Origin of the sequence: Cohnella pontilimi (assembly GCF_005049045.1) — a bacterium.
Taxonomy (GTDB): Bacteria; Bacillota; Bacilli; order Paenibacillales; family Paenibacillaceae; genus Cohnella; species Cohnella pontilimi.
This window is the reverse complement of sequence record NZ_SUPK01000006.1, coordinates 51,016-65,033: the sequence shown is the minus strand read 5'-3', so window position 1 is coordinate 65,033 and position 14,018 is coordinate 51,016. Positions and strand designations below refer to the sequence as shown.

At 48.0% G+C, this 14,018-nt stretch carries 15 protein-coding genes and 1 riboswitch; of the genes, 9 read left to right on the top strand and 6 right to left on the bottom strand.

Translation table 11 applies throughout. The features are described 5' to 3' along the window. Nucleotides 1–102: 102 nt before the first annotated feature. Nucleotides 103–600 (bottom strand): hypothetical protein, encoded by a 498-nt coding sequence (locus E5161_RS12930; RefSeq protein WP_136778244.1) that lies wholly within the window; start codon nt 598–600, stop codon nt 103–105. A gap of 806 nt (nt 601–1,406) precedes the next feature. On the opposite strand from E5161_RS12930, the gene E5161_RS12920 reads away from it, so the two are divergent. Together E5161_RS12920 and wrbA are read left to right on the top strand one after the other, a co-directional pair. Next, a complete protein-coding gene (locus E5161_RS12920; RefSeq protein WP_136778243.1) occupies nt 1,407–2,387 on the top strand; it encodes an aldo/keto reductase in 981 nt (326 codons plus the stop codon). Nucleotides 2,388–2,577: 190 nt separating this feature from the next. Further along, nucleotides 2,578–3,201: an NAD(P)H:quinone oxidoreductase gene (gene wrbA, locus E5161_RS12915; RefSeq protein ID WP_136778242.1), complete on the top strand. Its 624-nt coding sequence runs from the start codon at nt 2,578–2,580 to the stop codon at nt 3,199–3,201. Nucleotides 3,202–3,243: 42 nt separating this feature from the next. On the opposite strand, the gene E5161_RS12910 is transcribed toward wrbA, so the two are convergent. From E5161_RS12910 to E5161_RS12900, 3 genes are read right to left on the bottom strand one after another with little or no spacing between them, the layout of a single operon-like run. Then, nucleotides 3,244–3,858, bottom strand: a complete 615-nt coding sequence (locus E5161_RS12910) for a diadenylate cyclase (RefSeq protein ID WP_136778241.1) — start codon at nt 3,856–3,858, stop codon at nt 3,244–3,246. A 15-nt stretch (nt 3,859–3,873) separates the two neighbouring features. Then, the gene (gene cdaS, locus E5161_RS12905) at nt 3,874–4,494 is read right to left on the bottom strand and encodes a sporulation-specific diadenylate cyclase CdaS (protein ID WP_136778240.1); all 621 of its coding nucleotides are present in this window, start codon (nt 4,492–4,494) and stop codon (nt 3,874–3,876) included. A 58-nt stretch (nt 4,495–4,552) separates the two neighbouring features. Continuing rightward, entirely contained in the window at nt 4,553–5,887 is a 1,335-nt protein-coding gene (locus E5161_RS12900) for a glycoside hydrolase family 18 protein (protein WP_246042220.1), read from the bottom strand. Nucleotides 5,888–6,081: 194 nt separating this feature from the next. Between E5161_RS12900 and E5161_RS12895 the strand changes: the two genes are divergently transcribed. Further along, a complete protein-coding gene (locus E5161_RS12895) occupies nt 6,082–6,372 on the top strand; it encodes an NAD(P)H-dependent oxidoreductase (protein WP_136778239.1) in 291 nt (96 codons plus the stop codon). A 72-nt stretch (nt 6,373–6,444) separates the two neighbouring features. Here the strand turns inward: E5161_RS12895 and E5161_RS12890 are convergent, their stop codons facing one another. Next, nucleotides 6,445–6,759 carry a DMT family transporter gene (locus tag E5161_RS12890; RefSeq protein ID WP_136778238.1) on the bottom strand — a complete coding sequence of 105 codons (315 nt, stop codon included), beginning with the start codon at nt 6,757–6,759 and terminating at the stop codon, nt 6,445–6,447. After that, entirely contained in the window at nt 6,756–7,094 is a 339-nt protein-coding gene (locus E5161_RS12885) for a DMT family transporter (RefSeq protein ID WP_136778237.1), read from the bottom strand. The genes E5161_RS12890 and E5161_RS12885 overlap by 4 nt, the downstream gene beginning before the upstream one ends. A 63-nt stretch (nt 7,095–7,157) precedes the next feature. Then, nucleotides 7,158–7,258, bottom strand: a riboswitch (guanidine-I (ykkC/yxkD leader). Nucleotides 7,259–7,854: 596 nt separating this feature from the next. Between E5161_RS12885 and E5161_RS12875 the strand changes: the two genes are divergently transcribed. From E5161_RS12875 to E5161_RS12850, 6 genes are all read left to right on the top strand, one after another. After that, nucleotides 7,855–8,355: a TRAP transporter small permease gene (locus tag E5161_RS12875; protein WP_136778236.1), complete on the top strand. Its 501-nt coding sequence runs from the start codon at nt 7,855–7,857 to the stop codon at nt 8,353–8,355. Continuing rightward, nucleotides 8,355–9,647, top strand: a complete 1,293-nt coding sequence (locus tag E5161_RS12870) for a TRAP transporter large permease (protein ID WP_136778235.1) — start codon at nt 8,355–8,357, stop codon at nt 9,645–9,647. Before E5161_RS12875 ends, E5161_RS12870 begins: the two co-directional genes overlap by 1 nt. Before the next feature lie 127 nt (nt 9,648–9,774). Next, entirely contained in the window at nt 9,775–10,833 is a 1,059-nt protein-coding gene (locus E5161_RS12865; RefSeq protein ID WP_136778234.1) for a TRAP transporter substrate-binding protein, read from the top strand. A gap of 109 nt (nt 10,834–10,942) precedes the next feature. Continuing rightward, complete coding sequence (locus E5161_RS12860; RefSeq protein ID WP_136778233.1) at nt 10,943–12,772, top strand: sensor histidine kinase; 1,830 nt, start codon at nt 10,943–10,945, stop codon at nt 12,770–12,772. A 7-nt stretch (nt 12,773–12,779) separates the two neighbouring features. Continuing rightward, nucleotides 12,780–13,397: a nucleotidyltransferase family protein gene (locus E5161_RS12855; protein ID WP_169306686.1), complete on the top strand. Its 618-nt coding sequence runs from the start codon at nt 12,780–12,782 to the stop codon at nt 13,395–13,397. Nucleotides 13,398–13,502: 105 nt separating this feature from the next. After that, nucleotides 13,503–13,994 (top strand): FUSC family protein, encoded by a 492-nt coding sequence (locus E5161_RS12850; RefSeq protein WP_246042249.1) that lies wholly within the window; start codon nt 13,503–13,505, stop codon nt 13,992–13,994. Nucleotides 13,995–14,018 lie beyond the last annotated feature (24 nt).

Sequence of the window (14,018 nt, the reverse complement as noted above, 5' to 3'; positions counted from 1 at the left end):
TTTCAAAACCCGGACCATCAGATTGTGGCCATGACCGTAGAGGATGACATGGCATTTGGATTAGAAAATCTGGAGATGTCCCAAACGGAAATAGAAAATCAGCTAATCAGGGCTCTTTCCATTCAAAATCCCAAGGTCTCGTGCACGACCCATCAGCTGAATCAATACCTTCATATCTCCTGAGCCTTGTTCTAATAGTTTCCTTTCTAATTGAGCCATTTCTTTCTGGAGTTTTTTATATTCCTCCTGCAGTTGCCGATATGCAAGATTAGCAGCTTCTAAGGCTTTTCCAAGGGATTCAAATGGATCTGCTTGCATAGATAAATCGGTAGTCTCAATCGAATATCTACCGGCAGTATTCTTTTTGTCAGTACTGGCTTTATTATTTTTTGCTTCAAGTTTCGCTTCTTTTAACTCAGATTCATAATGCGCTCTGATCACCGCATTCCACCTAAAACTGCAAGCGCCGGATGTCCGATTCAGTTTTTTGGCAGCGCTCTGAAAAGCTTGCAACTGAGGTTTTCCGCCTTTAACAAATTCCAGTACCGTTTGTGCCAACAGTGATTCGTCTTCGGCAGACCACGCGTCTTTTCTTTTCATTATGGCACCTCAAGTTTATTTACTTACGGTTAACCACCGTCTACTTGTCATATTCTATGGCATAAGCTGTCTGTCGGTAATGGACATGAAACCATCACTCTACATGGACAAGCGCGGTGGATCTTGTTTTAGTGGCGGTGGTGTAGGACGCTCTGCAGCTTTCGTACTTGTACTCTTCATCCTTCTGGTAATCATCTTGACATCTGGAATAATTTAAAAATTTAGTCGTGTGGAGCATCATTAAAATCGTATGTAAACAGAGACAGAGGTATATGGAGGCTCCATTTTCCCTGTCCCTTTTTGAATTATTTTACCAATCGTAATGCCAGTAATGCGGATGGTGTACCCAGTAATCCCAGTGATGTGGATGATGCCAGTAATGCGGATGATGGTGGTAATGGGGGTAGTGCGAATATATCACGTCGTAATGATGATATGGAATAGAAACAATTGTTGACTGTAGAAACTTGGGTGCTTGAACGGGGACGACAGGAGCAACCTGCAAAGGCAACACTTTATGAGGCTCCAATGTTGAAATTCCTCCTTGATATTGATGATTTCAACGTATTCGTCACATACAAATCGTGATACTTGCCCGAAAGAAAATGGGCACACACGGATATTCGGCGACTGTTTAAACGCCTAATCCTAGAAAATAAAACTGCCGAAAACCCGGCTTATGGACATGCTTATGTACGTAAAATACGTGGATGACATGCACCATTCCGATCTGTTACCAGTTAACTCCAGATGGTAGACTCTTTATGTAGCGTGATCCGATAAAAGCCAAAGGAGTGAATCGATGAATGGAATATGTGAAACTCGGAAATACCGGCTTGGAAGTATCCCGGATTTGTCTTGGCTGTATGGGGTTTGGTGTAGCAGAGCGGTGGGTGCATCAATGGGTGCTTAACGAAGAGAACAGTCGACCGATCATAAAAAAAGCGTTAGACCTGGGTATAAATTTCTTTGATACGGCGAATGTATATTCCGACGGAACGAGTGAGGAGATTGTTGGGCGAGCTCTGAAGGATTACTCCAATCGAGATGAGATTGTTCTCGCGACCAAAGTCCACTTCAGTATGCATGAAGGTCCAAATGGTGCCGGGCTTTCCCGTAAGGCTATCATGAGTGAAATCGATAAGAGCTTAAAGAGACTCGGAACAGATTATGTGGATTTGTACCAAATTCATCGTTGGGATTACAATACGCCTATCGAAGAGACGATGGAAGCTTTGCATGATGTCGTCAAGGCCGGAAAGGCACGATACATCGGCGCATCTGCCATGTATGCTTGGCAGTTTCTGAAGGCGCTGCATGTGGCGGAGAAAAACAACTGGACCCGGTTTGTATCGATGCAGAACCATTATAACCTGATCTACCGTGAAGAGGAGCGGGAGATGCTGCCGCTGTGCAGGGCTGAAAAAATAGGTGTAATCCCTTACAGTCCGCTCGCTTCGGGAAGATTGACGCGCGATTGGTCGGAAACAACGAATCGTTCCGAAACCGATCAGGTACAGAAAGCCAAGTACGATGCCACTGCAGATGCGGATCGGGTGATTGTCGAGCGGCTCGCAGCCATCGCGGAGCAACGCGGCGTTCCCCGTGTTCATGTCGCGATCGCCTGGTTGCTGCAGAAAGAACCGGTCACGGGCCCCATCATCGGAGCGACGAAAATTTCCCATCTCGAGGATGCCGCAGCCGCTCTTTCACTCAGACTGACACCCGAAGAGATGGCGTCGCTGGAAGAGCCGTACGTACCACACCGGGTTGTCGGCGCTCTGTAATCGGTGCTTGGTCGCAGCGCAATCGGTTTGCGGCAAACAATAAAACGGGTTGAGGAGAAGAGCCTCAGCCCGTTTTCATTCATCGGCTATGGGATATAGGACGAATAACCGGCATATCGGATGCTAATCCTAGCCCCATGAGTCAATTTCTGGGAATTGGCCGCATCGAAGAAAGGAACGATGATTAAAAATGCCAGACGTGAAATTAGCCGTCGTATATTACAGTTCAACGGGAACAAACTACCAGCTCGCGCGCTGGGCTGAAGAGGGCGGGAAGGCAGCGGGCGCGGATGTATCGGTCTACAAGGTAGAGGAATTAATGCCCGAAACTGTCATTAACGGCAACACAGCGATGAAGGCTCATGCGGAGGCGACAAAAAACATCCCTGTCGTGACGCCTGATGATATTGTCGCCGCTGATGCCATCATCTTCAGCACCCCGACACGTTTCGGAAATATCGCTTCTCAAATAAAACAATTTTTGGACACGACGGGCGGCATTTGGTTCCACGGCAAAACGGTCAATAAAGTTGTAAGTGCGATGACCTCTGCCCAAAATAGCCATGGCGGTCAAGAAGCGACGATTCTGAATCTATACACAACGATGTACCACTGGGGAGCTATTGTAGTTGCACCAGGGTACACGGATCAAGCCCTGTTCGCTGCGGGAGGGAATCCTTACGGTACGAGCGTGAGTGTCGACCAAAACAACAAAATTCGTGACAATGAAAGTGATATACGGGCCGCCGTCATCCATCAAGCGAAAAGAGTGGTCACAGTCGCACAGTGGGTTAAAAATGGATTGCAGGGCTAAAGGAAAAGGAAACGGCTAATCTCCTGTGGGGTTAGCCTGCTTTTATTTAGCTGAAAAAGGATATAGGCTTCCATCTATACAAAATGAAGTTGATCCGCTATCGGAGATGATCAAAATTAAAGCATCACAACGTTCGGACAAACCGACCGCAGACATTTCGCGAGGGTCAAAGGCGCGACCCCAAAAGATTTGATTGGTAGTAGGAAGCTGATTTGCCGCAGAAAGGACCATATCTTCACGAATCAGTACGGCACCGTCATGCAGCGGACTTTCAGGGTGGAAAATGGATTCTAACAGATGGCTGGAAATTTGAGCTTGAACCGGTGTTCCTGCACGAATCAAAGGTGATACGGGCTCCTGCTTTTCGATGACGATTAGAGCTCCGTATCTCTTTAAACTCAAGGTTAGAATCGCTCGAGATATTTCCGCAGTATTTTCCGTATACTCCGTAAGAAGACCGGTTATAAAATAAGTGGATGTTGTTGATTTTAACTCGGATAGATCTTTTAAAATATCTTCAATGTCGTTCAAAATTTGTATATTGTATTGTTCTATGGTCAAGATATCATGCTCAAGTGTTTTGCAAATTGCAGCCAGTTTCTTCGTCATCTCCGAACGCAGTTGAGTAAAATCGCCATGACAGTCCGTAAGTTTCATTTAAAAGCTCCTTCGTTAAGGATGAGCAACCATCTGAAATGGATACAGGGACCCGTTCACGGCAAACGATTCTTTTCCGGTTTCTTCGGACACCACGAATATTACAGCATCCGTATGCTCGGATAATCCGATGGCCGCACGATGTCGGGTTCCCAATTTTTTGTTTTTATAAGTTTTTTTAGTTAGCGGCAGGATGTTTGCGGCTGATACAATAACATCGTTTCGAATCCATACCGCACCGTCATGCAACGGACTTCCTACATTAAATATTGAATTTAACAATGAGCTTGAAATCTCCGCGAAGAGGGGAGTCCCTTTCGTGATCCATTCATCAATCGGATCCTCTCTTTGTACGACAATGAGCCCCCCTTTCCGTTTTGAGCTTAGTTGTTGCACAGAGGTGAAAATTTCATTGCATTGGCTCGTATACGGAGCAAGCAAACGGTTTAAGTGATAAGTGGATGCCAACTTTCCAGCCTCTGATAATTTATTTGAAATACTTGTGAGCTCCTTCAGGATATCAATTCCTTCATCGTCTAAAGTGGTCGCCATTTGAGTTAATCTCTTGTGTACGCTGATAAATTGCTCTTTGATATCAGATATCAGTGGTGCAAAATCGTTGCATGCAGATCCCACTAGCTTATCCTCCTTTAGAGGCTGGCGGCTTCTTGTTATGGACAAGCCCTAACGGTTTTTAATGGATTCGGAATTCCTCAAGCAATATTTCCTCGGTTTGCGGCGTCGTTAAACCGAGATGCCAGCAGCCCATTCCCGCAAGTCCATATGTTTTCACAAGGCGGAACTTGGCCAATAAGCTTCGGGCATCCTCGAACCAAACCTCGTGCAGCAATCCTTCTTTATCCACATAACGAAATGTCGGTGCGGCAAAATCCTCATGATATTGGACTGCACTTTCATGTTCTATATAGATGTCGATGGCTTTTTGCGTTGAGTATGCCTTTCCCTGCCTTTTCTCTCCTGAAAGAGTCCAATCGTAAGCGTATTGGGGAATACCCATCATAAGCTTGGATCTGGGGGTAACGGAGACCGCATAATCAAGCGTAGCCTTTACGCGATCGATGGGGGCAATCGGACCGGAAGGACCCCCGGGCCAATGCCAATCGTATGTCATGATGAAGATGCGATCTACATACTTACCTATCGCTTTGTAATCATATCCGGCGGAGTAAGAAGGAATGTTGTTCCCTTCCTTTGGGGGGACGGCGATCATGACTTCCATATTCGCTTTATGAAGTTTTTGGGATAACTCTTTTAAAAATCGGTTCAAGTGATCTCGGTCACCGGGCCTGACTTGCTCGAAATCTATAACAACTCCTTTATAATCGTGAGTGTGCAGGACCTGGTAGATATTGTTGATAAATTGTTTGCGAAGCTGCTTTTTTGAGATAAGACGATGGGCCAATTCAGGATTAAAACCGACCTTCTCGTCAAGATTGGTGATCGTAGCGTAAGGCGTTAGTCCTTTTCGCCAGGCGATTTTATGGGTTTCGTTTTCCGACAGTTCCATTAATGTACCGTCAAACTGAGGACGATACTCGAAAACGAAAAGACCGGACAACGTCTTCTGATAATTGCCGATCATCCATTCGTTACCCTGCTTATCTTTAGGGAGGTAGTATGTACCTGTCCATACATCTAACTTTGGAGGGCGGGGAATGGTTAACCTTTGTCCCGGTTTAATGACCAGATTTTTCAGATGGTTGGCCTTCTTGATTTGGTTTTCGGTCAGTGAATGACGTTTTGCGATTTCCCAAATACTGTCCCCCGGTTGAACAACGTAGGTGGAACCTTGCAGCAAGATCGCTTGCCCGACGACCAATCTTGCGTTAGTTTTAAGTCCATTTAATCTGGCAACAGCCTTAACATCGAAGCCATATTGCTTCGAAATTTTAGTTAATGTGTCCCCAGACTTAACTTCGTGTATCACTTGGGCTTGGACCGGCAATGGTATAAGGAATATCAGGATAAGGAAGGCCGCAGCGAAAGCCCTTCTTGTCATTTTTTTCATGAACCGGGAACCTCCTAGTCATCAAATAGCAATGGTTTGCTTTGGCAGTAATTTGCTTCCATTTTGAAGGGGATATGCAAACTCATGAATGGAAAATTTTTCAGAGTAAAGGATCCGTACAACTTTTGAATCTGGCAATGGGATTTGGGTAAATTAATGAAATGCTGATAACGAAACCTAGGAGGTAAAATCTAGTGACAAAAGTTGGTGTTTTGGTGGGCAGCTTGAGAAAAGAGTCCTTTTCAAAAAAACTCGCAGTGAATACAGCCGCTCTTTTCCCTGATGGATATGAGACACATTTGCGCCAACCGCTGGTCTTCTTAAATATGCCCATACTCCAACAACCGGAGGCTTATATCGGGAATGTCGCCGATCTGTTGGATGAAAACGGCAAGTTGAAAGACGAAGGGACTGTTAAGTTCCTTCAGTCGTTCGTCCATGCTTTTGTTGACTTGATCAGGAGATATTTCGGATACAAAGCTTAGGCATCATTGGAGAATTTGATATCGTGGCGTACGGCGGGCATTCCATCCGGAATGCGCCGCTGTTTTTGTTTTTTAACTGACCAGTTTCAAACCGACTGCGGAGGTTAGGACCAAGCCAATGCATACAATCCGAAGCAAGCTTCGGGATTCATTGTAAAGTACCATTCCGAGTATTGCACCGCCCGAAGCGCCGATTCCCGTCCATACAGCATAAGCCGTTCCCATAGGTAAGGTTATCATTGCTAACGACAAGAATGCGAAACTGAGAGCAAAACCTATTGTCATTAAGAGAAAGGACTTCCAATTTCGTGTTTTGTTGAATTTGTTAATGAGTGCTACTCCGGTCATTTCGAATACGCCTGCCAAAATCAAAAAAAACCAATTCATCCGTTTCTCGCCTCACCCTTCTCTTGACTAAGCAATTTCAAGCCCATGACGCCGATGAGTAACAATAGGATTAACGCTATTTTTGAAACATGAACTTTCGCATCGAACAAGAGGATCTCAGCTATGACCGTTCCCGCTGTCCCCAGGCCGACGAACACTGCATAGACTGTGCCCACGGGTAGGGAACGCGACACCATAATCATCAAATAAAAGCTGATAAAAATAGCGATTATCGTTCCTCCCCATTCCCAATAGTTACCTGCATGTTTTAAACCAATGACCCAGCCCACTTCGAAAATAGCCGCAATCACAACCGATATCCATGCCTTGTTCAAAATGATGTCCTCCTCTAATGAAAAAATAATAAGCCCAAGAAATAAACCGCGATTACGCAGTCCATCTCCCAGGCTTTTATCCTTCCGTGTCACAGCCGGCCGGCTGTGCGTTTTCTCTCGGACCAGACCAGCATCTATACCGCGGAACCCTAGAAAACCTTCATATGAATTTTTATCAACTTACTTCTAAACAGCGAAAATGTCAAGGAAACGGTTCCCCTCACGATAGACATAAAAAAAGACCTCATGGTATCGTAATAAAGAATAAATATTTTTGAAAGCGAAAAATTGTTCGGTGACTCGGTGTGAGGAAATGCCGTAACATTGAAACTGCAATAGATTGAACCCGCTTTCAAAAGCGGGCGTCCAAATGATGATGCTTAAAGGAAAGGTCGAAGAGCTGGGCGTTTACGAGACGATGAGAAAGGTCAGGGAACTCGGATACCGCAGCGTGGAGGTGTCGCAAATTCCGATGACCCCCGAAAATGTATGGACGAGATCCGTTCGATTGCTTGAAAACCTCCGAAGACCATTTACGGAAGCTCGGATACGCCGACTGGTTCTAATGGCAATCCAGATCCCGGACCGATAAGTTTTTAGCCCGAACCGCCTTTTCAAGGCGGTTTTTTTAACGAGAAATATCTAAAAAAATTACAAAAAAATCTAAAACGGCTGTCGTTACGAAACCCTAAATGTAAGCGCTATAATGAAGTGCAAATTGCAAAGATTTGGAAGACGTCTGCATACAGGAGGGGAGTTTTTGAAGCGGTTGAAAAAGGTATGGCTGGCAATCGACACGTTCGTGGAATCGTTCGCGTTGATCAGTCTTTTAGCGATCATCATTCTCGTAACGATTCAAGTATTCACGCGGAAGCTGCTCAACTACGTCTTTCCTTGGGGAGAAGAAACCATTTTGATTTTACTGGCTTATTTTTCCTTCTTGGGCATTGCCATCGGCTTTCGGGAAAAACTCCACCTCGGCATCGATTCCTTTACGGAGAAGCTTCCCAAGCCGGTGAACCAAGTGTTGGACAAAATCATCTACTTGTCCATCTTCGCGTTCGGAGGCTACTTGGTCTATTACGGATGGAGTTTTACGAAGCTTATGAATGAATCGCGCCTGTCCGCCACCGATCTTCCCAGCAGTATCGTATACGTCATCATGCCGATCACGGGCGTTTTAACCTGTGTGTATTCAGCTTTGCAGCTGTTCGGCGCGGACACGAGCAGGCATCACGGCATGGGGGGCGAGCACGAATAATGGATAATGCAACGGCAATTTGGATATTGGTCATTAGCTTTGTCGGTCTCGTACTGCTTCGCTTCCCCATCTCTTTGACGCTGGCAGGCTCTTCTATTCTTACACTCCTGTATTTGCACGTGCCTCTTGCCGTGGTGGGACAAACGATGCTGCAAGGAATCAGCACATTGTCGCTGCTGGCGATTCCGTTTTTTATTTTAGCGGGACAGATCATGAGCGAGGGGAAAATGGCGCTTCGGCTCATCAATCTCGCGCAGGTGTTTGTCGGCTCCATACGGGGCGGATTGGCCATGGTAAACAACGTGGCTTGTCTCTTTTTCGGCAATATTTCAGGCTCGGCGGTGGCCGATGTTTCGTCGGTTGGTTCCGTCATGATCCCGATGATGAAGAAGAAAGGTTACGACACGGACTATTCCGTCGGAGTGACCATCTCATCGGCGATTCAGGGCGTTGTCGTGCCGCCAAGCCACAATTTGGTGCTCTATTCGCTGGCCGCCGGAGGCAGCGTATCGGTCGCCAGCCTGTTTCTGGCCGGGATTGTACCGGGGATACTTCTGTGCATTTCCCTTATGATCACCAGCTATGTTACTTCGGTGAGGCGGGGCTACCAGAAAGGGGAACTCATTGCATGGCGCAATGTTCCCAAAATTGTTTTCGACGGACTTGCCTCGATGATGACCGCAGTCATTATTCTCGGCGGCATTTTCACCGGATGGTTTACCGCGTCGGAAAGCGGGGCGCTGGCTTGCTTATACGCCTTCATTCTTACGTTTCTCATCTACCGCGACGTGCCGGTCAGCCGGATGTGGGTTATCCTGAAGCGCACGTTCCGTACGGTTTCCATGGTGATGTTCTTGATTGCGGCATCCGCCAGCTTCGGCTATGTGCTGGCTTTTCTGAAAGTTCCGGCCATGGTCACGGATCTGATGCTGGGCATTTCGGATAATCCGATCATCATCCTGCTGATCATCAATATCCTGCTGCTTATTCTGGGCGCTCCAATGGATATGGCGCCGCTGATCATGATCATGACGCCGATCCTGCTGCCTGTCGTGACATCCATCGGCATGGACCCCGTGCATTTCGGCATCATCTTGATGCTGAACTTGGGTATCGGACTGTTGACGCCTCCGGTCGGAACGGTGCTGTTCGTGGGGGCGGCAATCGGCAACATCTCGATCCCGCAAGCGACCAAATCCATGATGCCGTTCTTTTACGTGTTGTGTATCGTGCTGCTGATCCTGACCTATATTCCCGGCCTGGTCATGTGGCTGCCGAATTATTTTAAGTAATAGCCAATTGGATAAAAAAATCTAAAAAAGTTACAAAAATTCCTAAAATCACTCCTGTATCTATGAATGCGTTTCCAAATTATACTGAGGTCGTCTTACCATTCATGAGAAGAGAAGGGGAATTTACATGAAGAAATTGTGGAAGGGCATCCCGATTCTATCCTTGGCGGTCGTTCTGGTGCTCACTGCTTGCGGAAGTAATAAATCGAATAGCGCCAACTCCAGCAACTCAGCTCCGGCCGGAAGCTCGGCGCCGGCCAGCAGCGCCGTGCCGGAAGGGCCGAAATACAACTTCCGATTGGCCGAAACGCACCCGGCGGACTATCCCACCACGAAGGGCGACCAAAAATTCGCGGAGCTGGTGAAGGAACGTTCGAACGGCCGCATTACGATCGACGTGTTCCCGGGCTCGCAATTGGGGGAAGAAAAAGCGGTCATCGAGCAGGTGCAGCTCGGCGCAATTGAATTTACGCGGGTGAGCGCCGGCGCGCTTGGGGGCTTCAACAAGGAGTATGAAGCGTTCAGCTTGCCGTATATTTTCGATAACGAAGACCACCAGTGGAAATTCCTGAATAGCGAAGACGGCACGAAGCTGTTGGACAGTCTGGAATCTTCCCGCATGAAAGGGTTGGCTTATTACAGCTCCGGCTCCCGGAATTTCTATTCCTCCAAGCCGCTGAACAGCATCAAGGATTTAAAGGGGCTCAAAATCCGCGTACAGCAAAACAAGGTCAATATCGATTTAATGAACGCACTCGGAGCGAATGCGACGCCGATGCCGTACGGAGAAGTATTCGGCGCCCTGCAAACAGGTATCATTGACGCGGCCGAAAACAATTTTCCGAGCTACTTGACCTCGAACCATTATCAAAAAGCGAAGAACCTGATTCTGGATCAGCATCAACGCGTGCCGGAAGTGCTGCTCATCAGCAAACTGGCCTGGGACAAATTGAACCCGGAAGATCAACAGCTGATCAAACAAGCGGCTCTGGACTCGGTCGCCACTCAGAGAGAAGAGTGGAGCAAGTTCGAGAAAGACGCAGAAGCCAAAGTCAGAGAATCCGGCGTGAACATTGTGGAAGTCTCTGACCTGAAGCCTTGGCAAGATGCGGTGAAACCGATGATCGAACGATATCGTGCCGAGTTCGGAGCCATTCTGGATGCGATCGACAAAGCCAGAAACTGACCCGTACCTGGAGGGGGCGCAGAAGCCCCCTCTTTTTGCTTGTAGGAGAGGAGACGAAGGTGCGGCGTCGAATTGAGGGTTAAGGCAGAGAGAACCCGAGGGGGACTTTATGAATCGCTTGGGAAACCGATTGTGGCTCCTGGTTCAAAAACTCGTTTTGCTAAGAAATCAGCCGTTGATGCTAAGGCTGCTGATTTATTCCGCTCTGCTCGTACTGGTTCCTTTGTCGCTCGTCGGCGTCATTTCCTACCGGGAATCCTCATACATCATGGAAAGGGAGGCGAGGGAAAGCAGCTGGCAAATTATCGGGCAGGTTCGGACGAATATGGAATATTACATCACCGGCTTTGAAATCGATTCGATCAAGCTCCTGAACCGGACGGAAGTGAAGGAAATGCTGCAGAAAAGCTCGGCTGCCGAAATAGAAGCCAGCGGATTGCAAGCCTCCGTGAAAAAGATGCTGCAGGAAATCGCTTATTCCAGATCCGATATTTCCCGAATTTCCGTATTTCTCGATAACGAAACGGTCATTACCACGGATCGAACCCCGTTTTCGGAGTCCACCCAAGATTTGAAAAAGGAATATTGGTACGATTTCGTTCCCCACAATGCGGATATTAAGCTGATCAGCCGCGTCATCCAGATCAGGGACCGCTCGGAGCCGGTCATCTCCATGGTCAAGCGGCTCATCCATCCGTTGACACTGGAGCCCGTCGGCATGATGATCGTCGACATCAACTTCAAGCGGATCCAGGAAATTTCGGATCAGGTAACGGTTGGCCGCACCGGTTATATGTCGATTGTAGATGCCGAAGGGTATTACTTGTATCGGCCCGGATTATCCGGCTTCGGCCAAAGATCGGGCCTTGCGCTCGTTCGCCAAATGGCCGGCCAGAAATACGGAAGCTTCAGGTTGGATTCGGATACGAGCGAATATTTGACTTTCGGTTATTCTCCTTATTTGAAATGGTATATTGTGACCTCTTATCCGGAAAAAGAGCTGCTGGAGGGAGTCTACAACATCCGCAGCACGATTGCAGGGACCGTAATCATTACCCTGTGTGTGGCTTATCTGCTAGGCTCCGGCTTTGCCGCGAGCCTCGTTCGGCCCATCCGGCGGCTGCAGAGGTTTGTGAGCCAGGTCAAACAGGGGGATCTCAAGGTTCGGGCTGCCGTTAAAACGCGGGATGAAATAGGACGGCTTACGCTCGACTTCAACCGGATGGTGGAGCGGCTGGAGGGGCTCGTAGAGGAGGTTTATTTATCGCAATTGAAAGAAAAGGACCTGCTTCTTCGACAGAGCCAAATCGAACTTAAGATGCTCCAGTCCCAGATGAACCCGCATTTCCTGTTCAATTCGCTCGAGACGATCCGGGGGATGGCGTTGGAAAAAGGAATGAACGACATTTCCCGGCTTTCTTCCGCTTTATCGCGTTTGCTGCGGTATAATCTGAACAATCATTCTCCGTTCGTCACCCTGAAGGAAGAGCTGGAAGTATGCGACATGTATCTCAGCATCCAGAAATTCCGGTTTGAGGAACGGCTTCAGTATCGCTTCGATATCCCCGAGTGGGCGTTCGAACAAAAAGTGGTCAAGTTTTCCTTGCAGCCCTTGGTTGAAAACAGTGTCGTTCACGGTATGGAATCCCGGGATGGGACGGTTCACGTCGTGATATCCGCCGAACGCGCTCCGGAACCGGGCCGTTTCCTGGTTCGAATACGGGACAACGGGAATGGCATTTCCACCGACCGTCTGGTGGCCATTCGGCGCGATTTGGAGAAGAAGGATATCCTCTCGGGAGGACGACATATCGGAATTGTGAATGTGCATCGCAGGCTGGTCCAGTTAATCGGAGATTTTTCCGGAATCCATCTCGAAAGCCAGCCCGGCCAGGGGACGGATGTATGGTTTTATCTGTCCTTGGACGATACAGGGTGAGTCGCTTATGAAGACAGTGGCCATTTATTTAGCTGCGGGAATGAGTTCCAGGATGGGAAGAGATAAGCTGAGCTTGCCCACAAAAGCAGGTCCTGTCGGAGGTCTAGCTTTTGCTGAGGTCATCCGGTCGAAAGTCGAACATATTTTGGTCATCACGAGAACTGAAACGGTTCCGGGTTGGATGCCCGAGAGGTTCACGAAGCAGCCGGAGGCAGCGAGATGGACACAAATTACATGCCGACACGCTTGGAAAGGGCAGGCACACTCTATCTCAGAAGGAATTTTACAAGCTGAATTACGCGGTGCGGAAGCCGTTCTCATTTTGCTGGCGGATCAGCCGCTGGTAAGTGAGAAGATGATTAACGCGGCGCTTGAGATTTTCGAAGATCCGGCCGAGCCGGCCACGGATATTGTGATCACCTCATACAACGGTATATATGCCCCGCCAGTCGTGTTCTCCGAAAAGCTGTTTTCCGATTTGCTCAAACTTAAAGGCGATGAAGGAGCAAAAAGTATCATCCACAGACATGAAAGAAAAAGAATCCTAACAGCGGATCCGAGGAATTTGTTGGACATTGACAACGAAGAGGACTATCGCCGGCTTCTTGAGATAACAGGAGGGTAGCTCTGTCTTCGGGCGTAAGTCCAACGGGAATTACATACACGGGCAGGATAAGGAGCATTTTATTTGTAACCATGTTGGGTAGTTACGGAGGGTTTCAGATTGACAATGGCATCAGGGAAGCACCGCCCTCAATGGATGAAAGTAAGTACCGTCACCTTGATGATGGGAATCGCCTCCGCATTGGCGTGGGAGCTTGCCAAGCTGGCAGGCTCCAAGCATCCGTTCTTGGCCCCTGTCTCCGTCATCTTGTGCACGAAATCCACGTTCCGAAAATCACTCCAATTTTCCTATTACCGTCTGCTTGGCACCATGCTCGGCGTTTACGTTACAGCCTGGGCGGTACGCTTCATGCCTTTGAACGGCTGGTCGCTGGGTCTGCTGATCGTCGCGGTCGGGTTTATTTCCCTGCTATTCGGACGCAAGGAAGTATTGGTTCGAGAAACAGCATTAAGCGTCGCCCTGGTGATCAGTCTGCAAAAAGAGTCCGGTGTTTACGCTTTCGACCGCATCCGCGACACCTTCATCGGAGTTGCGGTGGCGCTTATAATTCAATATGTGATATACCGTCCGAAGAAGAGTGAAATTGCCGGAAGTTGAACCGCAGTTATATCCCCCCCCTCC

Bases quoted from the DNA above. Each gene is read 5' to 3' on its own strand.
- E5161_RS12890 (WP_136778238.1), bottom strand. From the start codon at position 6,759: ATGAATTGGTTTTTTTTGATTTTGGCAGGCGTATTCGAAATGACCGGA.
- E5161_RS12860 (WP_136778233.1), top strand. From the start codon at position 10,943: ATGAATCGCTTGGGAAACCGATTGTGGCTCCTGGTTCAAAAACTCGTT.
- E5161_RS12850 (WP_246042249.1), top strand. From the start codon at position 13,503: ATGGCATCAGGGAAGCACCGCCCTCAATGGATGAAAGTAAGTACCGTC.
- wrbA (WP_136778242.1), top strand. From the start codon at position 2,578: ATGCCAGACGTGAAATTAGCCGTCGTATATTACAGTTCAACGGGAACA.
- E5161_RS12930 (WP_136778244.1), bottom strand. From the start codon at position 600: ATGAAAAGAAAAGACGCGTGGTCTGCCGAAGACGAATCACTGTTGGCA.
- E5161_RS12910 (WP_136778241.1), bottom strand. From the start codon at position 3,858: ATGAAACTTACGGACTGTCATGGCGATTTTACTCAACTGCGTTCGGAG.
- E5161_RS12920 (WP_136778243.1), top strand. From the start codon at position 1,407: ATGGAATATGTGAAACTCGGAAATACCGGCTTGGAAGTATCCCGGATT.
- E5161_RS12900 (WP_246042220.1), bottom strand. From the start codon at position 5,887: ATGAAAAAAATGACAAGAAGGGCTTTCGCTGCGGCCTTCCTTATCCTG.
- E5161_RS12865 (WP_136778234.1), top strand. From the start codon at position 9,775: ATGAAGAAATTGTGGAAGGGCATCCCGATTCTATCCTTGGCGGTCGTT.
- E5161_RS12870 (WP_136778235.1), top strand. From the start codon at position 8,355: ATGGATAATGCAACGGCAATTTGGATATTGGTCATTAGCTTTGTCGGT.
- E5161_RS12855 (WP_169306686.1), top strand. From the start codon at position 12,780: ATGAAGACAGTGGCCATTTATTTAGCTGCGGGAATGAGTTCCAGGATG.